General features: G+C 73.8%; 24 protein-coding genes. 13 read left to right on the forward strand and 11 right to left on the reverse strand.

Going from position 1 to position 22,622, the window contains the following annotated elements; translation table 11 throughout:
• The 4 genes from ACI78S_RS20015 to ACI78S_RS20030 all read left to right on the forward strand — a co-directional run bounded on the left by ACI78S_RS20015 (window position 1) and on the right by ACI78S_RS20030 (window position 3,909).
• Window positions 1-1,947, forward strand: a complete 1,947-nt coding sequence (locus ACI78S_RS20015; protein WP_456976598.1) for a fumarate reductase/succinate dehydrogenase flavoprotein subunit — start codon at window positions 1-3, stop codon at window positions 1,945-1,947.
• A gap of 2 nt (window positions 1,948-1,949) precedes the next feature.
• Complete coding sequence (locus ACI78S_RS20020; RefSeq protein WP_456976705.1) at window positions 1,950-2,741, forward strand: succinate dehydrogenase/fumarate reductase iron-sulfur subunit; 792 nt, start codon at window positions 1,950-1,952, stop codon at window positions 2,739-2,741.
• 126 nt (window positions 2,742-2,867) lie between these two features.
• Window positions 2,868-3,380 (forward strand): winged helix-turn-helix transcriptional regulator, encoded by a 513-nt coding sequence (locus ACI78S_RS20025; RefSeq protein ID WP_456976600.1) that lies wholly within the window; start codon window positions 2,868-2,870, stop codon window positions 3,378-3,380.
• On the forward strand, window positions 3,370-3,909 hold the full coding sequence (locus ACI78S_RS20030; RefSeq protein WP_456976602.1) for a PaaI family thioesterase: 540 nt from the start codon (window positions 3,370-3,372) through the stop codon (window positions 3,907-3,909). Before ACI78S_RS20025 ends, ACI78S_RS20030 begins: the two co-directional genes overlap by 11 nt.
• A 4-nt stretch (window positions 3,910-3,913) precedes the next feature.
• Here the strand turns inward: ACI78S_RS20030 and ACI78S_RS20035 are convergent, their stop codons facing one another.
• Entirely contained in the window at window positions 3,914-6,214 is a 2,301-nt protein-coding gene (locus ACI78S_RS20035; RefSeq protein WP_456976604.1) for a putative bifunctional diguanylate cyclase/phosphodiesterase, read from the reverse strand.
• Between the two features lie 96 nt (window positions 6,215-6,310).
• Here ACI78S_RS20035 and ACI78S_RS20040 point away from each other — a divergent pair, with 96 nt between their 5' ends.
• The 3 genes from ACI78S_RS20040 to ACI78S_RS20050 all read left to right on the forward strand — a co-directional run bounded on the left by ACI78S_RS20040 (window position 6,311) and on the right by ACI78S_RS20050 (window position 7,678).
• A complete protein-coding gene (locus tag ACI78S_RS20040; RefSeq protein WP_456976606.1) occupies window positions 6,311-6,697 on the forward strand; it encodes an MmcQ/YjbR family DNA-binding protein in 387 nt (128 codons plus the stop codon).
• 119 nt (window positions 6,698-6,816) lie between these two features.
• Window positions 6,817-7,431: a hypothetical protein gene (locus tag ACI78S_RS20045; protein WP_456976608.1), complete on the forward strand. Its 615-nt coding sequence runs from the start codon at window positions 6,817-6,819 to the stop codon at window positions 7,429-7,431.
• A gap of 10 nt (window positions 7,432-7,441) precedes the next feature.
• Window positions 7,442-7,678: a hypothetical protein gene (locus tag ACI78S_RS20050; protein WP_456976610.1), complete on the forward strand. Its 237-nt coding sequence runs from the start codon at window positions 7,442-7,444 to the stop codon at window positions 7,676-7,678.
• On the opposite strand, the gene ACI78S_RS20055 is transcribed toward ACI78S_RS20050, so the two are convergent.
• From ACI78S_RS20055 to ACI78S_RS20075, 5 genes are all read right to left on the reverse strand, one after another.
• Window positions 7,669-8,691: an adenosine deaminase gene (locus tag ACI78S_RS20055; protein WP_456976612.1), complete on the reverse strand. Its 1,023-nt coding sequence runs from the start codon at window positions 8,689-8,691 to the stop codon at window positions 7,669-7,671. The two genes, ACI78S_RS20050 and ACI78S_RS20055, sit on opposite strands and share 10 nt — an antisense overlap.
• Before the next feature lie 19 nt (window positions 8,692-8,710).
• A complete protein-coding gene (locus tag ACI78S_RS20060) occupies window positions 8,711-9,697 on the reverse strand; it encodes an LLM class flavin-dependent oxidoreductase (RefSeq protein ID WP_456976614.1) in 987 nt (328 codons plus the stop codon).
• A 259-nt stretch (window positions 9,698-9,956) separates the two neighbouring features.
• The gene (locus tag ACI78S_RS20065) at window positions 9,957-10,601 is read right to left on the reverse strand and encodes a hypothetical protein (protein WP_456976616.1); all 645 of its coding nucleotides are present in this window, start codon (window positions 10,599-10,601) and stop codon (window positions 9,957-9,959) included.
• A complete protein-coding gene (locus ACI78S_RS20070; protein ID WP_456976618.1) occupies window positions 10,598-12,835 on the reverse strand; it encodes a multicopper oxidase family protein in 2,238 nt (745 codons plus the stop codon). Before ACI78S_RS20070 ends, ACI78S_RS20065 begins: the two co-directional genes overlap by 4 nt.
• A 182-nt stretch (window positions 12,836-13,017) precedes the next feature.
• Window positions 13,018-13,638, reverse strand: a complete 621-nt coding sequence (locus tag ACI78S_RS20075; protein WP_456976620.1) for a hypothetical protein — start codon at window positions 13,636-13,638, stop codon at window positions 13,018-13,020.
• Between the two features lie 149 nt (window positions 13,639-13,787).
• Here ACI78S_RS20075 and ACI78S_RS20080 point away from each other — a divergent pair, with 149 nt between their 5' ends.
• Window positions 13,788-14,177 carry a VOC family protein gene (locus ACI78S_RS20080; RefSeq protein WP_456976622.1) on the forward strand — a complete coding sequence of 130 codons (390 nt, stop codon included), beginning with the start codon at window positions 13,788-13,790 and terminating at the stop codon, window positions 14,175-14,177.
• Window positions 14,178-14,241: 64 nt separating this feature from the next.
• Here the strand turns inward: ACI78S_RS20080 and ACI78S_RS20085 are convergent, their stop codons facing one another.
• From ACI78S_RS20085 to ACI78S_RS20095, 3 genes are read right to left on the reverse strand one after another with little or no spacing between them, the layout of a single operon-like run.
• Window positions 14,242-15,027 (reverse strand): DivIVA domain-containing protein, encoded by a 786-nt coding sequence (locus ACI78S_RS20085; RefSeq protein WP_456976624.1) that lies wholly within the window; start codon window positions 15,025-15,027, stop codon window positions 14,242-14,244.
• Complete coding sequence (locus ACI78S_RS20090; protein ID WP_456976626.1) at window positions 15,024-16,163, reverse strand: globin domain-containing protein; 1,140 nt, start codon at window positions 16,161-16,163, stop codon at window positions 15,024-15,026. Before ACI78S_RS20090 ends, ACI78S_RS20085 begins: the two co-directional genes overlap by 4 nt.
• Window positions 16,164-16,181: 18 nt before the next feature.
• Window positions 16,182-16,547, reverse strand: coding sequence for a group I truncated hemoglobin (locus ACI78S_RS20095; RefSeq protein ID WP_456976628.1), 366 nt, complete (start codon window positions 16,545-16,547; stop codon window positions 16,182-16,184).
• Window positions 16,548-17,015: 468 nt separating this feature from the next.
• Here ACI78S_RS20095 and ACI78S_RS20100 point away from each other — a divergent pair, with 468 nt between their 5' ends.
• A complete protein-coding gene (locus ACI78S_RS20100; RefSeq protein WP_456976630.1) occupies window positions 17,016-17,636 on the forward strand; it encodes a DUF1989 domain-containing protein in 621 nt (206 codons plus the stop codon).
• Here the strand turns inward: ACI78S_RS20100 and ACI78S_RS20105 are convergent.
• On the reverse strand, window positions 17,605-18,435 hold the full coding sequence (locus ACI78S_RS20105) for a nuclear transport factor 2 family protein (RefSeq protein WP_456976632.1): 831 nt from the start codon (window positions 18,433-18,435) through the stop codon (window positions 17,605-17,607). The two genes, ACI78S_RS20100 and ACI78S_RS20105, sit on opposite strands and share 32 nt — an antisense overlap.
• Before the next feature lie 131 nt (window positions 18,436-18,566).
• Here ACI78S_RS20105 and ACI78S_RS20110 point away from each other — a divergent pair, with 131 nt between their 5' ends.
• From ACI78S_RS20110 to ACI78S_RS20125, 4 genes are all read left to right on the forward strand, one after another.
• Window positions 18,567-19,073, forward strand: coding sequence for a DinB family protein (locus tag ACI78S_RS20110; protein WP_456976634.1), 507 nt, complete (start codon window positions 18,567-18,569; stop codon window positions 19,071-19,073).
• 130 nt (window positions 19,074-19,203) lie between these two features.
• Window positions 19,204-20,253: a hypothetical protein gene (locus tag ACI78S_RS20115; RefSeq protein ID WP_456976636.1), complete on the forward strand. Its 1,050-nt coding sequence runs from the start codon at window positions 19,204-19,206 to the stop codon at window positions 20,251-20,253.
• Between the two features lie 301 nt (window positions 20,254-20,554).
• Window positions 20,555-21,109 carry an isochorismatase family protein gene (locus ACI78S_RS20120; protein WP_456976638.1) on the forward strand — a complete coding sequence of 185 codons (555 nt, stop codon included), beginning with the start codon at window positions 20,555-20,557 and terminating at the stop codon, window positions 21,107-21,109.
• A 140-nt stretch (window positions 21,110-21,249) separates the two neighbouring features.
• A complete protein-coding gene (locus ACI78S_RS20125) occupies window positions 21,250-21,882 on the forward strand; it encodes an ATP-dependent Clp protease proteolytic subunit (RefSeq protein ID WP_456976641.1) in 633 nt (210 codons plus the stop codon).
• Between the two features lie 64 nt (window positions 21,883-21,946).
• On the opposite strand, the gene ACI78S_RS20130 is transcribed toward ACI78S_RS20125, so the two are convergent.
• Window positions 21,947-22,420, reverse strand: a complete 474-nt coding sequence (locus ACI78S_RS20130) for a hypothetical protein (RefSeq protein ID WP_456976642.1) — start codon at window positions 22,418-22,420, stop codon at window positions 21,947-21,949.
• Window positions 22,421-22,622 lie beyond the last annotated feature (202 nt).

Below are 22,622 nucleotides of genomic sequence, written 5' to 3' on the forward strand. Positions count from 1 at the left end.
ATGCCTCTCGACCTCTTCACCGTCGGCGACCCGATCGCCGACACCAAGGCACCCACCGACGTCCCGATCAACGAGCGCTGGAGCGAGCGCCGCTTCCGCGGCAAGCTGGTCAACCCGGCCAACCGGCGCAAGATGACGATCATCGTCGTCGGCACCGGGCTGGCCGGCGGCTCGGCCGCCGCCACGCTCGGCGAGCAGGGCTACAAGGTCAAGTCGTTCTGGTACCAGGACAGCCCGCGCCGCGCGCACAGCGTCGCCGCGCAGGGCGGCATCAACGCCGCGAAGAACTACCGCAACGACGGCGACAGCGTCCACCGGCTGTTCTACGACACGGTCAAGGGCGGCGACTTCCGCTCCCGCGAGAGCAACGTGCACCGCCTCGCCGAGGTCAGCGTCAACATCATCGACCAGTGCGTCGCGCAGGGCGTGCCCTTCGCCCGCGAGTACGGCGGCCTGCTCGACAACCGGTCCTTCGGTGGCGCGCAGGTCTCGCGCACCTTCTACGCCCGCGGCCAGACGGGCCAGCAGCTCCTCTACGGCGCCTACCAGGCGCTGGAGCGGCAGATCGCGGCCGGCAACGTCGAGCAGCACGCGCGCACCGAGATGCTCGACCTGGTCGTCGTCGACGGTCGGGCCCGCGGCATCGTCGCCCGCGACCTGGTCACCGGCGAGATCAGCACCCACTTCGGCGACGCCGTGGTGCTGGCCACCGGCGGCTACGGCAACGTCTTCTACCTGTCCACCAACGCCAAGGGCTCCAACGCGACGGCGATCTGGCGGGCGCACAAGCGGGGGGCGTACTTCGCCAACCCCTGCTACACGCAGATCCACCCGACGTGCATCCCCGTCAGCGGCGACTACCAGTCGAAGCTGACGCTGATGAGCGAGTCGCTGCGCAACGACGGTCGCGTGTGGGTGCCCAAGGAGCGCGGCGACACCCGCGACCCGCGGCAGATCCCCGAGGACGAGCGCGACTACTACCTCGAGCGCATCTACCCGTCGTTCGGCAACCTGGTCCCCCGCGACATCGCCTCCCGGCAGGCGAAGAACGTCTGCGACGAGGGCCGCGGCGTCGGTCCGAACGGCCTGGGCGTCTACCTCGACTTCGGCGAGGCGATGCAGCGGCTGGGCCGCAAGGCGATCGAGGCCAAGTACGGCAACCTCTTCGACATGTACGCCCGGATCACGGGCGAGGACCCGTACGAGGTCCCGATGCGGATCTACCCGGCCGTGCACTACACGATGGGCGGCCTGTGGGTGGACTACGACCTGCAGTCGACCATCCCGGGCCTGTTCGTGATCGGCGAGGCCAACTTCTCCGACCACGGCGCCAACCGGCTCGGCGCCAGCGCCCTCATGCAGGGCCTGGCCGACGGCTACTTCGTGCTGCCGGCGACGATCAGCGACTACCTCTCCGGCGCGCCGTTCCCGAAGGTCGACGAGAGCCACCCGGCCGCCGTCGAGGCGGTCGACGGCGTGAAGGCGCAGATCCACAAGCTGCTCACCATCGACGGCAACCGCAGCGTGGCCTCGTTCCACCGCGAGCTGGGCCGGCTGATGTGGGACCTGTGCGGCATGGAGCGCTCCGAGGAGAGCCTGCGCAAGGCGCTGGACCGGATCCCCGAGATCAAGCAGGAGTTCTGGACCAACGTCAAGGTCGTCGGCGACTGGAGCTCGTTCAACCAGAACCTCGAGCACGCCGGCCGCGTGGCCGACTTCATCGAGCTGGCCGAGCTGATGTGCATCGACGCCCTCCACCGCAACGAGAGCTGCGGCGGCCACTTCCGCGCGGAGAGCCAGACCCCCGAGGGCGAGGCGCTGCGCGACGACGAGAACTTCGCCTACGTCGCCGCCTGGGAGTGGACGCCCGACGGCCAGCCGCCGGTCCTGCACCGGGAGAACCTCGAGTACGAGTACGTCCACCTCGCGCAGCGGAGCTACAAGTGACGATGACGGCCCCCGGCCCGCACACCGAGCGGCGGACCATGAACCTGACCCTGAAGATCTGGCGGCAGAAGGGCCCGTCGGTCAAGGGCAAGCTGGTGACCTACCAGGTCTCCGACATCTCCCCGGACATGTCGTTCCTGGAGATGCTCGACGTCCTCAACGAGAAGCTGATCCTCGACGGCGACGACCCGGTCGCCTTCGACCACGACTGCCGCGAGGGCATCTGCGGCATGTGCGGCGTCATGATCAACGGGCAGGCGCACGGCCCGGAGCAGACGACCACCTGCCAGCTGCACATGCGCTCGTTCCGCGACGGCGACGAGATCGTCATCGAGCCGTGGCGGTCCCGCGCCTTCCCGGTGATCAAGGACCTCGCCGTCGACCGGCGGGCCCTCGACCGGATCATCCAGGCCGGCGGCTACATCAGCGCGCCCACCGGCACCGCGCCCGAGGCGCACTCGATCCTGGTGGACAAGAAGTCGGCCGACGCCGCCTTCGACGCCGCCACCTGCATCGGCTGCGGCGCGTGCGTGGCGGCCTGCCCCAACGGCTCGTCGATGCTGTTCACCGCGGCCAAGGTGACCCACCTCGGCCTGATGCCGCAGGGCCAGCCCGAGCGCAACGACCGGGTGGTCAACATGGTCGCCCAGCAGGACCGGGAGGGCTTCGGCGGCTGCACCAACATCGGCGAGTGCTCGGCGGCCTGCCCCAAGGGCATCTCGATGGAGACCATCTCCCGGCTCAACCACGACCTGCTCGGCGCCCTGCGCGCCGGCGCACGCCCCAAGAGCTGACGCCGTCCCTCCGCGAGATCTGCGCAGTGGTGGCCCTCAGCGGCTGATGGCCGCCACTGCGCGGATCTCGCGCGGCTCGGCCGTGCTGCGTGGCGCCGCGTCGGTTTGATGTGCAAACCTGGGCGCGTGGTGCAGCCCTTCGCGTTCGACACGCTCCCCGGCCGGCCCTGCCCCATCGCGGCCTCCCTCGAGCTGGTCGGCGAGCGCTGGGCGCTGCTGGTGGTCCGCGAGGTGTCGCTCGGCAACCACCGCTTCGGCGAGATCGCCCGCGGCACCGGTGCGCCGCGCGACCGGCTCTCGGCGCGGCTGTCGGCGCTGGTCGACGCCGGAGTCCTGGAGCGGCGCCCGTACAGCACCGCTCCCCCGCGCTCGGGCTACCACCTCACGGCCGCCGGGCGCGACCTGCTGCCGGTGCTGCAGGCCCTCCTGCAGTGGGGCAACCGGTGGCTCACCGAGGAACCGCCGGTGGAGCTGCACCACGCCCCCGCCGGCCACGAGGACCACGTGATCGACGCGGAGTGGGTGTGCCGCACCTGCGGCGAACCCGTGACCGGCTCGCGCGCCGAGCGCGTGCTCACCCCCGCCGGCCGGCTGCTGTCCGGCCTGCCCACCGAGGAGGACGACGTCCGTGACCGCTGAGCTCGCCGCCGAGGGCACCGCACCGGACGGCTGGGGCGAGCCGCGCTCGCGCACGGTGACCTGGCACGACCCCATGCTCACCGCCGCCGGCGCGCTGGAGCGGTCGGGCCTGGAGACCATGCAGGCGATCCGCGACGGCGTCCTGCCGCCCCCGCCGATCGCCCGGCTGCTGCAGATGGAGTTCGTCGACGTCGCCGAGGGCCGCGTCGAGTTCCGCTGCGACCTCGACGAATCGGTCTACAACCCGATCGGCGTCGTCCACGGCGGCGTCGTCTGCACGCTGCTGGACTCCGTGCTCGGCTGCGCGGTGCACACGACGCTGCCGCAGGGCACGGGCTACACCTCGATCGAGCTCAAGGTGAACTACCTGCGCGCGGTGCACGCCACCAGCGCCCCGCTCACCGCCGTCGGCACCGTGGTCAAGCCCGGGCGCCGGGTGGCGTTCGCGGAGGGTGAGGTGCTCGACGCGCAGGGCCGCGCGGTGGCGACGGCGTCGAGCTCCCTGCTCGTCTTCCCGATCCCGGCGTAGCCGTCTACCGCGACGGGACGGCGGTCTCCGCGGGGCTGCGCTCCTCGAGCCAGGCCCACAGCGCCTCGGGCGGCAGCGGCCGGCTCAGGTGGTAGCCCTGCAGGACGTCGCAGCCGAGGAAGGTGAGCACGTCCACCGTCTCCTGGTCCTCGACGCCCTCGGCGACGAAGACCAGCCCGAGCGCGTGGGCCAGCTGCAGCGTCGAGGTGACGATGGCCTCGGCCCGCGGGCTGCCGGCCATGCCGCCGACGAAGGCGCGGTCGAGCTTCAGCTCGGTCACCGGCAGCGTGGCCAGGTACTCGAGGCTGGAGTAACCGGTGCCGTAGTCGTCGATCGCCACGCCCACGCCGTAGGCCTGCAGCCGGCCGAGCACGTCGGCGGCCCGCTCGCGGTCGGCCATGAGCAGGCTCTCGGTCACCTCCAGCACGAGCACCCCCGACGGCACGCCGTGCTCGCTCAGCAGCCGGGCGACGTCGGACGGGAACTGCTCGTCGACCAGGTTCGACGGGCTGACGTTGACCGCGACGGTCAGCCAGCGCCCGGCGTCGGCCCACCGGCGGCACTGCGCCAGCGCCAGGTCGATGACCCGGGTGGTCAGCTGCGCCATGAGACCGGCCGACTCGGCCAGCTCGATGAACTGGTCCGGGTAGACCAGGCCCTTCGTCGGGTGCTGCCAGCGCACCAGTGCCTCCACCCCATCGACCTCGCCGGTCGAGAGCGTGAGCTTGGGCTGGTAGTGCAGGACGAGCTGCCCCTCCTCGATGCCGCGGCGCAGCATGGCGACGTCCTCCAGGCGGTGCCGGCCCGACCCGTCGCGCGCCTCGTCGTACACCGCGGCGCCGGTGCGGCTGCCCTTGGCCGCGTACATGGCCAGGTCCGCCAGCTGCAGCAGCTCCTCGGCCGAGCGGGCGTGCCCGGGGCCGACGGCGATGCCGAAGCTGGCGTCGACGGTCAGGCCCATGCCGCCGAAGCGGAACGGGCGCTGCAGCTCGGAGCGCAGCCGCGCGGCCAGGGCCAGCGCGCCGTCGCCGTCGAGGTCCTCGGCCAGGACGACGAACTCGTCGCCGCCCAGGCGGGCGAGCAGGTCGCCGGAGCGCAGGTGCTCGGCCAGCCGCGGCCCGACCTGGCGCAGCAGGGCGTCGCCCGCCGCGTGCCCGAGGGAGTCGTTGATCTCCTTGAACCGGTCGAGGTCGATGACGACGACCGCCATCTGCCCGCCGGCGGCGAGCCGCTGGTCGGCCTCCCGCAGCGCCTCGTACACGGTGCGCCGGTTCGCCAGGCCGGTGAGCTCGTCGGTGCGCGCCTGCCGCCGGCTGTCGGCGAGGGCCCGCACGTCGCGGAAGGTCAGGGCGGTCCGGGCGAGGGCGGCCAGCACGGCGCCGAGCGCCAGCACTCCGGCCAGGGGGTCGCCGCCGTCCTGGTAGCCGTGGAAGAGCAGGCCGAGGGCGGCGATGGCGCACGCCGCCGGCACCACGAGAGCGGTGGCGCCCTCCGGCCGGTACGGCTCGGCCTGGGCCCGCGGCAGGCAGGCGGCGACGCCGAGGCACCCCAGCGCCAGCCCGTAGCCGGCGTCGAGGGAGCCGGACTCGTAGCCGCCGTGGACGAGCCCGTAGAGGAAGAGGGTGTCGGTGACCGCGAAGACGGCCACGCCCCCGGCCAGCCACCACCAGCAGCCGCCGGCCCCGCGCCCGATGACCACCAGCGCGGCGGCGACGAGCACGAGCAGCAGCAGGTCGGCGATGGGGTAGGCGGCGCCGGCGAGGACCACGGCGACACTGCCGCCGGTCAGCCGCAGCGCCGCGCCGAGCGCGAGGGTGGCGGCGAAGGCGGCGACGGTGAGGCCGGTGACCACGCCGTCGAGCAGCATGCTCGGGGTCAGCCGGCGCACGCGCGAGCGCAGCATGAGGAACAGCGCGACGTAGGTGAGCGGGTAGAAGCCGACGAAGCCGAGGTCGGCCCACGAGGGCCGGGGCACGACGGCGGCGTCGCGGTAGAGCAGCTGGTGCACGACCGCGCCGGCCAGGTAGGAGCCGGCGCCGGCGGCGAGGAACCGCCACGCCGCGCGGTCCTCGGCGGCGACGCGCGACCGCAGGACGAGGACGACGACGAGGCCGACGAGGAACAGCACGTGCCCGCCGCCGGCGAGCACCCCCCAGACGCCCGTCGCCCCGAGACCGGTGGCCAGCAGCGAGAGCAGGTAGGTCCCGCCGAACGTGGCGGCGATCGCGCGCACGGCGGCCAGCGGCCGGTCGGCGCTGCGCCGGTCGTACGGGCGCCGCTCGACGCCGATCCGCATCAGGACCATGCGAAGGGCATCGGCCGTTCTCCTCCCGGGCTGCAGCCGGACACCCCCTTCGGGTGGCATCGGTGCGACGATCCGACCCCGACCAGGAGGGACGAGATGGCGAGCTGGGACGACGTGAGCCGGGCGTGCCTCGCGCTGCCGGGCACAGAGGAGGTCGTGTCGCGCGAGGGCCACCGGCAGTGGCGGGTGCGGGACAAGTCCTTCGCGTGGGAGCGGCCGCTGCGCCGGCGCGACCTCGAGGAGCTCGGCGAGGCCGCCCCGGACGGTCCCGTGCTGGCCGCCTCGGTGCCCGACGAGGGCGCCAAGTTCGCCCTGGTCGCCGACGAGCCCGAGGTCTTCTTCACCACCGCCCACTTCGACGGCTACGCGGCCGTGCTCTGCCGGCTGGACGCGCTCACCGGTGAGGCGCTGACCGAGCTGGTCGGCGAGGCCTGGGCCTGCCGCGCCCCGAAGCGGCTGCTGGCCGAGCACCGCGGGACCTGATCGTCGGTCTTGCGGATCTCTTGCGCCTTCCTCGCGGGCCCGGTGCGGGACGCCGCGCAGAGTCCGTTCTGCCGGCCGGCGAACGCCCGGGCGGAGCGGAACGAGAAGGAGATCTCGGCATGCGGGTCCTCACTCCCGGCCGGGCGCGCACGACGAAGAGGGTGGCCGGCTCGGTCGCCGTCCTCGGCGTGGCCGCCGCGGTGGCCGGCCTCGGCACCTACAGCACCTTCACCGACAGCACGAGCCCGGTCGGCACGCAGGTCGACACCGGCGTGCTGTCGCTGTCGCTCACCAGCGGTGGCGTGGCGGCGACCCAGCCGTTCGCGGGCGGCGCGCTCATGGCCGGCGACTCGATCAGCGAGGTCCTCGACCTGGTCAACGACGGGACGACGGCGTTCGGCTCGGTCACCATGCGCATGACCGCGACGTCGTCGAGCATCCTGGACAGGGACGCGACGCACGGCCTCCAGCTGCGGGTGCAGTCCTGCACGCAGCCGTGGAGCGGCGGGAAGGGCGCGTTCTCCTGCCCCGGCACGCGCAGCACGGTGTACTCGGGCCCCGTGGTGGTCACCGAGGACCTGACCGGGGCGGCGAGCCTCGCGCCCGGCGGCACCGACCACCTGCTGCTCACCGCCAGCCTGCCGGAGTCGGCGAACGGCTCGGCGTACCAGGGCCAGGCCAGCACCCTGAGCCTGACCTTCGAGGGGGTGCAGCGTGCGGGCGGCGACCGCTGAGCACAGCGAGGTGACCTACCTCGCCACCGTCGTCCTGCCGTACCACGACGTGCGCAGCGCGGCCCGCGGGCTGCGCTCGGAGCTGCGGCACCGCGTGGCCGCCGTGGGCGGCGGGGACGCCGACTGGGACAGCCTGGTGCTCTCCGGCCCGGTGCCGGTCAGCGACGGCCTCGGGCGGCCCTGGTTCGAGTACACGGCCGCCGTCCGCGGCCCGGCCGGTGCGGAGGTCGCCGTCCGTCAGTCCTGACGGGCGGCGGCCACCGCCGCCAGGTGCCGCTGCTTGTCCGCGTCCGGCAGGAAGCTGGCGTGGAAGCTGTTCTCGGCCAGCCGCCGGCGCTGCGCCGGCGTCAGGCCGAGGGCGCGGGTCACCGCCGCGACGTTGTCGTGGAGGTACCCGCCGAAGTAGGCCGGGTCGTCGGAGTTGACGGTGGCGACCAGGCCGGCGTCGAGCATGGCGCGCAGCGGGTGGTCGGCCAGCCGGTCCACGCAGCGCAGCGCCACGTTCGACAGCGGGCACACGGTCAGGGGCACCTGCTCCTCGCGCAGGCGGGCCACCAGGTCGGGGTCCTCCAGGCTGCGGATGCCGTGGTCGACGCGCTCGACGCCGAGGCGGTCGAGGGCCGCCGCCACGTACGCGGGCGGGCCCTCCTCGCCGGCGTGCGCCACCCGGTGCAGCCCCTCGTCGGCGGCCCGGGCGAACACCCGCTCGAAGAGCTCGGGCGGGCGGCCGGCCTCGGCGCTGTCGAGGCCGACGCCGATGACGAGGTCGCGGTAGGGCAGCAACCGGGGCAGCAGCTGCTCGGCCTCGGCCGGATCGCGGTCGCGGAGGAAGCACGCGATCAGCCGGGCCGTCAGGCCGTGCCGCTGCTCGGCGGCGGCGAACGCCTCGCCCACCCCGTCGAGCACCACCTCCAGCGGCACCCCGCGGGCCAGGTGGACCTGCGGGTCCACGAACACCTCGGCGTGCCGCACGCCCTGCCCCGCCGCCCGGGCCAGGTAGGCCTCGGCCAGGTCGGTGAAGTCCCGCGCGGTCCGCAGCACGCCGGCGAGCTCGTAGTACAGGTCGAGGAACGACTGCAGGTCCGAGAACGCGTACGCCCGGCGCAGCTCGTCGAGGTCGGGGAAGCGCAGCGGCGTCCGGTTGCGGGCGGCCAGCTCGAGGGCGAGGCCCGGCTCGAGGGTGCCCTCGAGGTGCACGTGCAGCTCGGCGGTGGGCAGCGGGGGGACGTCGTCCGAGGGGGTGTCGTCGGCGGGGGTCACGCCGCGCATCCTGCCCCGGTCAGGCCAGGTCCATCGCCTCGGCGGTGAGGGTGACCGACCGCAGCCGCTGCTCGGTGGTCGGCGACTGGTGGGCGACGATCAGCTCGTCGGCGTCCGCCTGCTTGGCGAACCCCTCGAGGAAGTCGCGGACCTCGTCGCGGGTGCCGACGGCGCTGTACGTGAGCATCTGCTCCACGTGCCGCCCGGCCGGCGACTCCAGGAGCAGGTCGGCCTCCTCGTCGGAGTAGGTGCGGTCGCGCCGGCCGAACAGGCCGACGGCGCGGATCCGGCGGGTCTCGTCCAGCTGCCGCTGGGCGTCCTCGCGGGAGTCGGCGGCCAGGACGTTGACGCCGGCGATCACGTACGGCCGGTCGAGCTGCGCCGACGGGCGGAACTCCTGGCGGTAGGCGGCCACCGCGGGCTCCAGCATCTGCGGCGCGAAGTGCGACGCGAAGGCGTAGGGCAGCCCCAGCGCCGCGGCGAGGGTGGCGCCGAACATGGACGAGCCGAGGACGTAGAGCGGCACGTCCGACCCCTTGCCGGGGATCGCGTCGACGCCGGGGACGCGGGACTCGCCGGCCAGGTAGGCCTGCAGCTCGAGCACGTCCTGGGGGAAGCGGTCGGCCGAGCGCTCGTCCCGGCGCAGCGCGTACATGGTGTTCTGGTCCGACCCGGGCGCGCGGCCGAGCCCGAGGTCGATCCGCCCCGGGTACATGGCCTCGAGCGTGCCGAACTGCTCGGCGATGGTCAGCGGGGCGTGGTTGGGCAGCATGACGCCGCCGGCGCCGAGCCGGATGGTGCGGGTCTGCGCCCCGACGTGCGCGATCAGCACGCTGGTGGCCGACGAGGCGATGCTCGGCATGTTGTGGTGCTCGGCGTACCAGACCCGCGACCAGCCGGTCTCCTCCGCACGCTGCGCCAGCGCGACGCTGGCGGCGATGCTCTCGCTCACGGTGCCGCCCCGGGAGATCGGAGCGAGGTCGAGGACGGACAGCGGGATGCGCATGGGGTGCCTTTCACGAGGGGTGCGCTCAGGGCAACCGCGCCGGCGCCCCGAGGCTTCCCGCCCTTACCCCGGCCGAGCAGGCGGGCGGCGTCGTACCGGCCAGCAGCCCGCGGATCACCGGCTCGTCGTCGACCACGAGCACGCGCGGCGCGCCGGGCTCGAGGTCGGGGTCCGCAGGGTCGGGGCGGAGGTCGTCGTCATGCCGAAACCGTGCGCCCGCTGCCCGTGCACCGGCTGGGCGCCGGGGTGGAACTGCCGGTCAGCGGCTGCCCAGCGCGTCCGGGGCGCGGTCAGCGCGCCGCCGTCGGGGTGCGGCGTCGAGCGTGCCGCCCCGCAACGCGACCAGCCACCCGACCAGGACGACGTTCGCGGCCAGGTCGATCCCGGCGCCGTAGCGGACCCCGAGGAGGTCGGTCTCCAGGCTCGCCCGCGTGGCCGAGGCCGGGTCGAGGTGCCGCCCGGGTCCGCCGTCCTCCGTGGCGTGGTCGGCGTGCTGCACCTGCAGCAGCGCCGCCTGCAGGCGGTAGTCCGCCGCCGCGCTGAGCCCGAGCTCCGCGGTCCCCACCACGGTGGCCGCCGCCGCGACGAGCAGGGCACCGGCCACGACCTTCCGCGCCGAGCGCAGGTCCGCACCCATGCGCCGACGGGCGAACAGCAGCGCCCCCAGCACCGCCGCGTAGAAGACCGGGAGGCTGAGCGCCGAGAACTCCAGCCAGCTGACGAACGGGCCCTGGCTGCGCTCGATCGCCCCGACCGCGCCCTGGACGGCGACGAGGACGAAACCGTCGGCGGCCGCGAGGAGCACCGCGAGGACGGTGACGACTCCCCAGGGGAACGGCGCCGGGCCCAGGACCGCCCGGAGGCGCTGCCGGCCCGGCGACCGGCGGACGGCCACGGTGGTCACGGCGTGATCTCCCAGCCGAACATCATGGCGTGGTCCTCGTGCGCGAGGTTGTGGCAGTGGGCGACGTACTGCCCGGTGAAGTCGCGGAACCCGCGGTAGATGATCACCGACTCGCTGGGATCGAGGGCGACGAGGTCCTCGCGCGAGTAGTCGTCGGGGTGCCCGGGGCTGCCGTTGCGCGCGGTCACGTCGCGGTTGTTCCGCATGACGACGCGGTGCTCCTCCATGTGCAGGTGCATGGGGTGGACCCAGCCGCCGCCCCCGTTGCGGATCTCCCAGAGGTTGAAGCTGCCGACCTTCTGCTGCGCCAGCGGCGTCTTCCCGGCCCGGTTCTTCAGGCTGGCCGCGGGTTTCGACGGGTCGAATGCCTCACCGTTGATCAGCCACTCGGCCTCCCCGCCCGCGCTGCCGCGCTGGAGCTCGAAGATCATCCGGTTGTCGAGCATGCTCTGCCAGTTGCTCGGCAGGGGCGGAAGCGCGCGCAGCGCCCTGCCGTCGGAGACGACGCTGTTGTCCTCGACCATCTCGGGTCCCTCGATGACGATCTTCATGATCGGCACCTTGTACTCCCTGTCCGGCGAGAACCGCGACGAGTTCGACCACATGCGGCCGTCGGGCATCTTCATCACGTTCGTCAGGTAGATGACGTCGCCGTCGCTGGTCGGCGAGCCGTCCATGTACCGGGAGAAGTCCACGACCATCTCGCGCCGCTTCGCCGGCCAGAGCTCGAACGAGTCGCGGGTGAACGCGAACGGCACCAGGCCGCCGTCGGAGGCGATCTGCAGCCACTTCATGCACTGCTGCCCGTCGGGGATGCGGTACTGGCCCTGCAGGTCGGCGTCCTTCAGCCCGAGGTCGCGCGCGGCCACCGGGCCCTTGGTGGAGGTCATCAGCTGCAGCTCGTAGACGCGCGCGATCGACGCGTCGAGGAAGCGCAGCCGGTACTTGCGCCGCTTGACGCGCAGCGTCGGGTAGGCGACGCCGTTGACGGTGAAGACGTCGCCGACGAAGCCGTGGTTCGGGAAGTGCTTGAAGAACGTCGTGCCCCACCACTCCGGGTGCGCCCTGTTGCCGGACTCCGGGAACTCCGCGTCGTGGATGTCGTGGTGCGTGGTGACGCCGTCGTCGAGACGGCAGTCGTAGAGGGCCAGCGGGATGTCGTACTGGACGTCGAACGCCCCGTCCGGCCGGTCGGTCCGCTTCCCCGGCAGGCGCAGGCCCCTGGTCTCGTCACCCGGGTCGAGCACCGGGTCGTAGATCGGGTAGAGCCCGACCATGCCCTTGTAGACGTTGGACCCCGTCTGGTCCATCCGGTGGTCGTGGAACCAGAAGAAGCTCTGCTTCTCGCGGTCGTCGCCACCGGCCGGCCAGTTGAGGTAGAGGTTGTCGCACCACTCACCCGGCCGGTAGCCCTCGTACTTCGGGCCGTTGCGCATCGAGTAGTGCGGGTTGCCGTCGCTCTCCGGCGCCGTGTGGGCGTTGTGCAGGTGAGTGAGGAACGACAGGTCGTGGGTGCCGAAGTCTCCCCGGTCGAGGCCGAGCGGGTTGTCCTCGAGGTCGTTCGCGAACCGCACGAGCACCGGCCTGCCGTACTCGGCGTTGATCATGGGGCCGGGGAACGTGCCGTTGAACCCGTAGATCGTGCTGGGAGGCAGCGCGATGCCGGCCGCGCCGACGGTCACCGGTCGTCCGGAGGTGTCGAAGGCGTTGGTGAACGTCCCGTCGGCCTTGACGGGCCGCACCTTCGACGTCGTGAAGGAGTGCGCCCGGGTCTGCAGCTGGATCCGGTAGACGATCGGGTCCGGGTAGCCGACCCGGCGATCGGTCGGCCAGAGCTGGTGCCGCTCGTTGTTCAGCGAGCTCTGCTGGCCCGGCCCGGGACCCGGCGCGCCGCCGGGCAGGCTGCCGGGGTCCGAGACGGGCGCGAGCGCCTTGGGGATGGGCAGCTCGTCGGTGAACGGGCTCAGGACCAGCGGGCTGGTCGGCCACACCTCGGTGTAGATCGAGTCGGCCACGGCGATGGAGGCCGCGCCGAAGAGCCCGTCGGCGGACAGGAGCCCCCGCTGGGACAGCGACGGCCCGAGGACGGCGCCCGCTGCCGAGAGGCCGACCGCGCCGGCGAAGCCGGCGCCGAGGCGCAGGAACATGCGCCGGGACACCTCGCGCGGGCTCGGGGGTTCCTCGCGCTCGTGGATCACGGCGGAGGCGGACGACGGTCGTGCGGTCGGAGCCATCGCGGACTCCCTCTCTGCTTGCCCCGTTCGGCGATGGCAAGGAGGGTCCGCGCCGCGCACGGGCCGGCACAGCCGTCAACAGGGGGGAGGTCGCCCCGAAAGTTGGGGGTCGCAACCATCCGGTTCCGATACCGGCGGATCCGGGACCGGCGGCTCCCCGTCCGGCCGGTCCCGGGCCTCCCTCAGCGGCTCTGCAGGGCGTCCAGGGCGACGGCCATCGCGGCGGCGACGCGGAAGTCCAGCCGCGGGTCGGGCACCGTCACGGTGTACCGGTCGCGGATGGCCTTGCGCCGCTCGCTGACCAGCACCGGCTGGCCGGTGGCGGTGTCGACGAAGTCGAAGTGGAAGACGAAGGGCACCCAGATGTCGCCGAGGTAGGGGATGAACTCCCAGATGCGGCGCAGGATCGCGATGACCGGCCGCCGCTCGCGGCCGACGGCGGTCAGGCCCGGGGCGGAGAGGTTCCAGGTGGAGCGCAGCAGGCTGGCGCCGAACTGCTTGCTGAAGCTGCCGAGGGGCACGCCGTTCTCGTCCAGCACGTCGTGCTCGGCGTGCACGTCGAGGCGCTGGCGGGCCTTGAACGAGAACACCCGCCGGGTCTTCGACTCGTCGGTGTAGAAGTTCACCTCCTCCTTGAGCTTCATCCGCCGCTGCTCGGCGAACGCCAGGAGCTGCCCCTCGCTGCCGTCGGGGTTGGCCGCACGGATCTCGTAGCGGTTGACCATCACGGTGATCCGCTGCGCGACGAAGAACTTCGGCACCACCATGGCGGCCGACGGCTGCCCTCCGGCGGGGACGGTCATGGGACTTCTCCAGGGGTCGGACGACGGATGTCGTGCCCATCCTGGCGGACGTTCCCGTCCCCGTTGTCCCTGCGGTGCCGCGGGACTAGCTTCGGCGGCCGCATCGGTGCGGGGGACGACGCGATCGGCACCCATCCCCGGAGGCAGCGATGCTGAACGACAGCAGGGTCGAGGCCAACATCCCCGCCGCCGACCTGCAGCGGGCCAAGGACTTCTACGCCGACAAGCTGGGCCTGACGCCCGTCCGCGAGATGGACGGGGTCTCCCTGGCCTACGAGACCGCGGCCGGCACGCGGTTCAACCTCTACGAGACCGCCTACGCCGGGCAGGCGGGCCACACCATCGCCCAGTGGCACGTGGCCGACATCGAGTCGGAGGTGCACGACCTCAAGGCGAAGGGCGTCGCCTTCGAGGTCTACGCCGACATGCCTGGCGTCTCCTGGGACGGCGAGATCGCCGCGCTGCCCGGCGTGGGCCGCGCGGCCTGGTTCCGCGACAGCGAGGGCAACGTCATGTGCCTCGACCAGTCGGAGACCTGACCCCGGCCCGCCGTCCCTGGAGAACCGCGCGCCGGGGCCCGGTCGCCGTCGTGCCCGGCGGCGCTCAGCCGCGGTGCTCGACCACCTCGACGGTGCCGTCGGCGGTCACGACCGGGTGCTCGGAGGTGCTGTCGGACAGCGGCATCTCGCGGGCGACGTTGCCCGGCGCCCGCCGCGCCGACTCGGCGACCGGGGCGGTGCGCTGGGCGGGGGTGCGCAGCGGCGGCTTCGGCAGGGCGGAGGGCTCGGCCCGGCCCCACTCGGTCTCGACGTCGGTGAGCAGGGCCTCGAGGTACGCGCGCAGCTGGGTGCGGCAGGCCTGGGCGAACGCCTTGAGGTAGGCGACCTGCTCCTCGAGCTCCTCGGTGGTGGCGGTGCGCGGCGCGGCGACCTCGGTGGCGCCGGCGGGCTCGCCGCCGACCATCCGGGCGGCCGCCTCGTGCGCGGCCTGGATGATCCCGCCGGCCGTCTCCCGGGCGTGCTTGAGCTGCTCCTCGTAGCGGGCCCGGGCGTCGGCGGTCATCTGCCGGCTGAAGTCCTCGGCCTCGGCGACGTAGGCGTCGGCGGTCTGCTGCGCGGTGGCCAGCAGCCGCACCGCCTGGTCGCTGGGCGGGACCGGCACCGAGGCGTCCTCGACCTGCTGCTGCAGGGCGTGCACCTGGTCGCGCAGCTCCGCCTTCTCGGCGTAGAGGCGGGCCAGCTCCTGCGCCGTCCGGTTGAGGAAGCGGTCGACCTCCTCCTCGTTGTAGCCCGGGTGCAGCATCGTGCCGCGGTTGAACCGGACGCTCTGCACGTCGGCCGGGGTGATCCTTCTCCCCCGGTCCTCGGCCCCGTGGGCGTCGCTGGTCATTCGGTCACCTCTCCGTCGACGTTCGGGCTCTGCCGGCTGGGCGCGAAGACCTCCGACTGGATCCGCTCCGGCGGCACGCCGTCCGCCAGGAGTCTCGCCTGCGTGTCCTCCACCATGACACCCGGCCCGGCGATGTACACGTCGCGGCTGCGCCAGGGCCCGTGCCGCGCCACGACGTCACCGACGTCGCCGTGCTCCAGCGCCGACTCCTTGTCGTCGGACACCGCGTAGTGCACCGTCAGCCACCCGTTCTCGGTGGCCAGCCGGTCCAGGTCGGGCCGGTCGTAGAGCTGGTCCTCGACCCGCGCCCCGACGTACAGGTCGACGCGGCGCTTCGGGCCGAAGCGGGCCACCTGGTCGACGAGCGCCTTGAGCGGCGCCAGCCCCATGCCGCCGGCGACCAGCAGCAGGTCGCGGTCGGAGGCGGTGTCCAGGCCGAGGTGCCCCAGCGGCGGCCCCAGCCGGAGCACGTCGCCGACGGTCACCTGGCGCACCAGCGCCGAGCTGACCGGCCCGCCGTCGCGCGCCTTGACGTGCAGCTCCATGACGCCGTCGGGGCGCGGCGCGTTGGCCGGCGAGTAGTAGCGCCACAGCTTGGGCCGCAGCTCGGTCTCCAGGGAGATCGACTGGCCGGGCTTGTACCCGAACGGGGCGTGCGGCTTGATCCTGAGGACGGCGACGTCGAACGTGCGGCGCTCGTGCGCCACCACGTCGGCGTCCCACCAGGCCGGCTGGTCCGCGGCCGACTCGGCCGCCTCGATCATGACCTTGGCGACCAGCTGGTAGGCCGCCGTCCAGTCCTGGGCGAGGTCGGCGTTCCACTGGTCGTCGAAGTGCTCGAGCGTGGCCAGCAGGCTGGCGCCGACCGCCGGGTAGTGCTCGGCGACGGTGCCGAACTTGCGGTGGTCCCGGCCGAGCGCCTGCAGGATGGGCACCAGCGTGTCGAGGTCGTCGACGTAGTGGACGATGTCGCCGAGGGCCTTGAACAGCCGGTCGCGCTGGTGCGCCATCGACACGGGGAACAGCCGCCGTGTCTCGGGGTGGCTGAGGAACAGGTGGGAGTAGAAGTACAGCGGGGCCTCGTCGCCGGCGGCCGCGGCCTTGGCGAAGTTGGCCCGCATCGCGGGGATGTCCACGCGGAGGATCCTCCGGGCTCAGGCCGGCGCGGGCGCGGTGACGATCTCGTCCCGGTGGGCTCCCAGGACCTCTCCGACGGTACCGATGTCCTCGGCGGGGACGCCGAGGGAGGTCAGGGTCGCCACCAGGTGCTCGACCACGCGGTCGAAGTCCCCGGGTGTGATGCCGAGGCGATCGTGCGCGGCGGCGAGGTCGCGCCCGGCGTAGCCGGCCGGCCCGCCGGTGACCTGCACGAGCAGCGCCGTCTGGTGGCCCCGCAGCTTGCGCAGGTCGACGTCGTCGAAGTAGTGCGACAGCTGCGGATCACCGACGACGCGCTCGTAGAAGTCGTCGACCGCAGCGCGGATGCCCTGCTCCTCGCCCAGCCGCTGGTAGATCGACATCACCCTCTCGCCTTCTCCCCCGTGATGCCGGCTCGGCCCCCACCTTGTCATGATGGCCGGCACATCACTACCCGGGGTCTCACGGTTACCGCCAGTCGAGCGACTCGGCAGGGAGCCGCCGGACTCAACCCGAGAACGGCGAGAAGGCCTCCCGGGCACTTCGTCAGATCGTGGAGGTGCGTCGTCCGTCGGCGCCGGGGGGCCCGGCCCGCATCATCGTCCGGTGCCGCAGGAGGCGGCGCGGGACGACGGTCAAGGAGGACTCCGGTGCACGTCCGTGCCTGCACGCGGCCTCCGGTCGTCTGCCTCCCCTCGGCCCGGCGCCGGCCCGCCAGGCGCGGGATCCCCCGCTGGGTGCACCCCTTCGCGCAGGAGCCGGCGGACCGCGGTGACGGCCCGGACGAGGCGCCCGAGGGGCGCTGAGCGGGTTCACGCAGGCGAAACGCGCCGGCCGTAGCGTGCGGCCGCGTGAGCGAGCACCAGGTCGTCGACGTCCCCGCCGTGTCCGGGCGAGCCGTGCGGCTCGCCGAGAACGACGTGCTGCGGGTGGTGGACGTCGAGGGTCAGCAGGTCGCCGACCTCGTCGCCTTCACCGGGCCCGGGCTCGGGGAGCGGCTGTCGCAGGGCTTCACCCGGATGCTGCACGGGTCGACACGGGTGGGCGGGCCCGGCGCCCGGCTGCACTCGGACCTCGGCCGGCCGCTGCTCGAGATCGTCACCGACCCGCTCGGCGTGCACGACCTGCTCTACCCGCCGTGCAACGAGCTGTACTACCGGGAGGTGCACGGGCTGGCCGGAAAGACCGGCTGCCGCGAGCACCTGACCTCGGCGCTGGCACCGTTCGGCGTGCCGTTCGCCGCCGTCACCGACCCGTTCAACGTCTTCATGAACACCGCCGTGGGCGGGGACGGGCGGCCGGTGATCGCCGCACCGCTGACGACGGCCGGCGACTTCGTCGAGCTCCGCGCCCTCACCGACCTGGTCGTGGGCGTCTCGGCCTGCGCCGCCGACATGGGCCCGTGCAACGGCGGCCGGTGCACCGGGCTGCGGCTGGTCGTCAACCCGCCGGCCGCGAGCGCGGCGGCGTGACGGCCTGCGGGCCGGCGTCCGCCCGCCACCGGGCGCGCCAGTCGGGCGCGTCCCAGGGGTCCATCGAGTACGCGGTCTCGCGGCTGACCAGCCCGTCGCGGAACTCCGCGAGGTCGACGCCGAACAGCCACGGGCCTTCGTCGTAGCGCAGCTGCAGCTCGACGAACCAGGTCGCGCCACCGCCCCGGACGCGGTCGATGGTGAAGTCGACCCGGGCGGGGTACTGCCGTCGCCACGCGCGGAAGTTCTCGACGCCGACGAACCGCTCCCCCGACTGCGGGAACTCCAGCACGGCGTCCGGGGCGTAGATCTCGTGCGCGGTGTCCGGGTCGGCCGCGTCGAAGTAGCGCCGCATCGTCGCCCGCACGGTGTCGGCGTCGAGGTCACCGGCGGGGGGCGTCGTGGGCACGGCGGTGCTGTCGGTGGCGCGCCAGGGCGCCCGCCACGCGGGGGGCTCCCACGCCTGGGCCCAGTAGATGGACTCGCGGGACACCTTGCCGCCGGTGAACTCGAGGATGTCGACGCCGAAGTCCCACGGGCCGTCGTCGTAGCGGACCCCGAGCTCGGCGGCCCAGACGTCGTCGCGGCCGCGGACCCGGCGCGGGACGATGTCGACGCTCTCCGCCGGGTACGCGCGCCTCCACTCGAGGAAGTTCGGGACGCCCTCGAACCGCTCGCCGGACTGCGGGAACTCCAGCACGGCGTCGGCGACGTAGATCTCGTGCGCCCGTTCCTCGTCGCCGTCGGCGCTGCAGTCGATGTAGTGCTGCAGGGTGGCGCGCACCCCGGCCTCGTCCATGCCGCCCCCTCACCGGTACCGGGGCTTTCCGGATGGCGGTCGAAGGTAGACCCGGGGGGTGCGGACCGGTAGCGGTCCGACGCCCCCAAAGCAGGGGCGTCGCGGCGCGCCGGCCGCTAGCGTGCGCGCGCATGACGCCGAGCCGCAGCCGACCTCCCGCGGTGGCCGACGAGCGCACCCAGCTGCTCGGCTGGCTGGGCCTGCAGCGGGCGATCGTGCACTACAAGTGCGAGGGCCTGGCCGACGACGACGCGCACCGCGCGCTGCTGCCGACGTCGCCGCTGACCACCGTGGCCGGGGTGGTCGCGCACCTGCGGTGGACCGAGCACTGCTGGTTCGACGTGATCTTCGCCGGCGGTCCGGAGGACGCGAACCCGCAGTTCGGCGACGTCGCCGACGCCGACTGGCAGGTGGCCGGGATCCCGCTCGCGGAGCTGCTCGGCGAGTACGAGCGGCAGTGCGCCCGGTCGGACGAGATCGTGGCCGGGGCCTCGTTCGACGACGTGGCGGCGCACGGCCGGTACGGCGGGGAGACGCTGCGCTGGATCCTGCACCACATGCTCGAGGAGACCGGCCGGCACGTGGGGCACCTGGACCTGCTGCGCGAGCAGCTCGACGGCACGAAGGGCTACTGGTAGCCCCTGCGCGACCCGGCGCGCCGGCCGCACCGACACGCCCGGCGAGCTGCCGGTGTTCCGGAACGGCCCGTCCGGGGCATGCCCGCGCCGTCACACGGCGTAGCGAGCGCGCAGCGGTACGGGAGCGGGGATGGGGCGGTACGAGGGGGAACACCGGGCGACCACGGAGACCGGACGACATCGGGTCTGGCCGCCGGCCAGGGCGGCCCGGCCGGCTCTGCTCACCGCCGGGGGCGGTCTCGCGGTCGCCGCGCTCAGCGCCACCCTGCTGAGCGGACCGGACGCCGTCCCGGAGACGACCGAGGACGCCGCGGCGGACCCGGTGCGCCCGCCGGTGGCCGCGCCCGGTGACCTGCCGGCCACCGACGACCCCGCGAGCGGGATCGGCCTGGCCCGGCTCCTCGACCGCGTCACCAGCAGCGCCAGCGGGTTCGTCGCGAGCCCGGCGGCCGTGCCCGCGGAGGAGCCCGCTCCGGGGACCACGACGCCCGCGAGCTCGGCTCGACGGTCGGCCGCACCGCAGGATCTCCTGCCCCCCGCCCTCTCCGTGCCCGCGTCCCCGCCGCCCGAGGCGGTGGACCTGGCCCGGCCCGGCCCCGCGAGCACTCCTCCGCCGCCGGTGGCGGTTCCGGTCCCGCAGGTCGTGGCCCCCCCGCCCACGGGGGTGCTCGGCGCCTCGGCCGTCGAGCCCACCGACGCCGACGTCCCGGTCGACCCCGCTGCCTACGGCCGGCACGCGGCACCCCCGGCCGACGAGGGTCCCGCCGGGGAGGGGCGGACCGTCGTGGAGGAGGTGCCGGAGGAGCCGCAGCCCGTCGTCGCGGAGGAACCGGAGGAGCCGGAACCCGTCGTCGGGACCGGGGGCCGCCACGCCGCACCCGAGGCGGACGACGTGCCCGCTCCCGCCGCGCCGGTCACGCCGACCGGCGGAGGACGCCACGCGGCGCCCGAGCCGGAGGAGCCGCCGGCGCCCGCCCCCGCCCCCCGGCCTCCGGCAGCCGTCCCCGAGGCGCCGCCCCGGCCGGCGCCGGTCGACGAGGAGCCGACCGAGCGGGGCGCCCACCGGCTCCCCGAGCAGGCCGCGGACGTCGCCGAGCAGGTGACCGAGCACCTCCCGCCGCAGGGCTCGGCCGGCCACGGAGCCGTGGAACCGGCCGCCCCCGGCGCGCCGACTCCCTGATCCGCCCGCTCGCAGCCGATCCCGTCGCAGCCCGAAGGAGCACGGCGCGGGCTTCCGGTACCGGAAGCCCGCCCACCCTCCGGGCTTCCGGTACCGGAAGCCCCTCGACGGGGTGAGGCGCCGGCGGCGACCTGCGGCCCGTGGACGAGCCGATCATGGCGCGGGGACCACGGACGGCGGGCTCCTGGCGGTCGCAGCGCCATGAGCGCGGAGGTGCCGGACGTGGCGGTCCGACCTGCGGAGACTGTCGGTGGCCGGGCCTACGGTGTGGCCGACGACCCACCGATGACAGGAGCCGGCCGTGACGACGCTGCCCGATCGCCCCCGCACCGCGCTGGTGGTCATCGACGCGCAGAAGGGGGTCGTGGACGGCGCCCACGAACGCGACGCCGTCGTGGCGAACATCGGCGCCCTCGTCGAGCGGGCCCGGGAGGCCGACGTCCCGGTGGTCTGGGTGCAGCACTCCGCCGACGACCTGCCGCAGGGCAGCGAGCCCTGGCAGTTCGTGCCGGAGCTGTCCCGCGACGCGGCGGAGCCGCTGGTGCACAAGACCTACGGCGACTCGTTCGAGGACACCGACCTCGAGCAGGTGCTCGCCGCGGCCGGCGTCGGCCACCTGGTCGTCACCGGGGCGCAGTCCGACGCCTGCATCCGGTCGACCATCCACGGCGCCTTCGTGCGCGGCTACGACGTGACGCTCGTCGGCGACGCCCACACCACCGAGGACCTGTCCGCCTACGGCGCCCCCGAACCCGGCCGGGTCGTCGCGCACACCAACCTCTACTGGCGGTTCCAGTCCGCGCCGGGGCGCACCGCCGCCGTGACCACGACGGAGGACGTCACGTTCAGCGGCTGACACCCCCTCGCGTCGGCCCTTTTCGCGGAAAGCAGAACAATTCAGCAGTTGGCTGAATTCGCCATTCTGGCGCATGCGGATACGCCATTTCCGCCACACTCCGGGACGTCGGGAACACACCGCACCGGAGGTCGCCGGAAATGCCAACCCCCACCCTGACCAGCAACGACGCCCGCATGCTGGAGGGAGGTGCGCGCTCGACGCTGCAGGACGCGATCTACGACCGGCTGCTCCAGGAACGGATCATCTTCCTCGGCCGCCAGGTCGATGACGACATCGCCAACCAGATCGCGGCGCAGATGCTCCTGCTCTCCGCGGCGGACGCGAAGCGCGACATCCACCTCTACATCAACTCGCCCGGCGGCTCGGTCAGCGCCGGCATGGCCATCTACGACACCATGCGGTTCGTCGACTGCGACGTCGCCACCTACGGCATGGGGATGGCCGCCTCGATGGGCCAGTTCCTGCTCACCGGGGGCACCTCCGGGAAGCGCTACGCCCTGCCGCACACCCGCGTGATGATGCACCAGCCGTCGGCGGGCGTCGGGGGCACGCAGTCCGACGTCGCGATCCAGGCCGAGCTGTTCGGCCGGCTCAAGCGCGAGGTCAACGAACTGCAGGCGCAGCACTCCGGGCAGCGCGTGGAGCAGATCGAGCGCGACTCCGACCGCGACCGCTGGTTCACCCCGCAGGAGGCGCGCGCCTACGGGTTGATCGACGAGGTGGTCGCCTCGGCCGCCGCCCTGCCCGGCGGAGCCGGCGCCGGCCGCTGACCCGCCCGACGCCGCCAGGCGCCTGACGGCGCGGTTCCGTCAGGCGCCCGGCGGCGCGGGGCCGTCAGGCGCCGGCCGGCGTGTCGGACGCCCAGGTCACCGTGGGCGCGACGCCTCCGCCGGTCGGCTCGCGGCGCGCCTCCCCGTCGGCGCGCGCGGCGGTCGCGCCCCGCGTCGAGGTGACGAGCGCGAGGGCCACACCGAGGACCACCAGCACGCCCAGTGCCGGGATCCGCTCGTCGACGGTCGCGGCGGGCGCGGCCAGCTGCGTGTCGCGGGCGAGGGCCTCGTTCTGCTGCTCCGCCATGATCGTCAGCAGGTCCTTGGCGACCCAGCCGTTGACCACCTGCTGCTGCGGGGCCGAGCTGGCCGAGATGTCGTTGAGCTCGTAGTCCGACAGCGCCTGGTCGATCTGCGCGCTGCGGTCGGCGACGCCCTTGACGGTGATCGGCTCCGGGTCCTCCGGCGCCATCAGGAACCAGATCGCGACGGCGGCGACCGCGATCAGGGCGGCACCCACTCGGCGGGCGATGAGCACGGGGTTCTCCTCGGGTAGGGGCCCGCAGGCTAAGCGCGGCCGGCGCCCGGGCCGGGCAGGTCGGTGGTGCGACTGGGCCCCGAGCGACTTGCGGAACGCCCGTGGCCGGATTCGGTGGAGCGTGACCCCGGGGTGACCGCCGTCCTCACCCGATCGGGCTCCCGCACCCGGACGGCGATGAGTTCCGCGAGCGGCCCCGGTC

This window comes from Geodermatophilus sp. SYSU D00815, assembly GCF_054050035.1.

Bases quoted from the DNA above. Each gene is read 5' to 3' on its own strand.
- ACI78S_RS20020 (WP_456976705.1), top strand. From the start codon at position 1,950: ATGACGGCCCCCGGCCCGCACACCGAGCGGCGGACCATGAACCTGACC.
- ACI78S_RS20110 (WP_456976634.1), top strand. From the start codon at position 18,567: ATGACGCCGAGCCGCAGCCGACCTCCCGCGGTGGCCGACGAGCGCACC.
- ACI78S_RS20095 (WP_456976628.1), bottom strand. From the start codon at position 16,547: ATGTCGATCTACCAGCGGCTGGGCGAGGAGCAGGGCATCCGCGCTGCG.
- ACI78S_RS20105 (WP_456976632.1), bottom strand. From the start codon at position 18,435: ATGGACGAGGCCGGGGTGCGCGCCACCCTGCAGCACTACATCGACTGC.
- ACI78S_RS20015 (WP_456976598.1), top strand. From the start codon at position 1: ATGCCTCTCGACCTCTTCACCGTCGGCGACCCGATCGCCGACACCAAG.
- ACI78S_RS20040 (WP_456976606.1), top strand. From the start codon at position 6,311: ATGGCGAGCTGGGACGACGTGAGCCGGGCGTGCCTCGCGCTGCCGGGC.
- ACI78S_RS20085 (WP_456976624.1), bottom strand. From the start codon at position 15,027: ATGACCAGCGACGCCCACGGGGCCGAGGACCGGGGGAGAAGGATCACC.
- ACI78S_RS20035 (WP_456976604.1), bottom strand. From the start codon at position 6,214: ATGGTCCTGATGCGGATCGGCGTCGAGCGGCGCCCGTACGACCGGCGC.
- ACI78S_RS20115 (WP_456976636.1), top strand. From the start codon at position 19,204: ATGGGGCGGTACGAGGGGGAACACCGGGCGACCACGGAGACCGGACGA.
- ACI78S_RS20075 (WP_456976620.1), bottom strand. From the start codon at position 13,638: ATGACCGTCCCCGCCGGAGGGCAGCCGTCGGCCGCCATGGTGGTGCCG.
- ACI78S_RS20045 (WP_456976608.1), top strand. From the start codon at position 6,817: ATGCGGGTCCTCACTCCCGGCCGGGCGCGCACGACGAAGAGGGTGGCC.
- ACI78S_RS20070 (WP_456976618.1), bottom strand. From the start codon at position 12,835: ATGGCTCCGACCGCACGACCGTCGTCCGCCTCCGCCGTGATCCACGAG.
- ACI78S_RS20080 (WP_456976622.1), top strand. From the start codon at position 13,788: ATGCTGAACGACAGCAGGGTCGAGGCCAACATCCCCGCCGCCGACCTG.
- ACI78S_RS20125 (WP_456976641.1), top strand. From the start codon at position 21,250: ATGCCAACCCCCACCCTGACCAGCAACGACGCCCGCATGCTGGAGGGA.
- ACI78S_RS20060 (WP_456976614.1), bottom strand. From the start codon at position 9,697: ATGCGCATCCCGCTGTCCGTCCTCGACCTCGCTCCGATCTCCCGGGGC.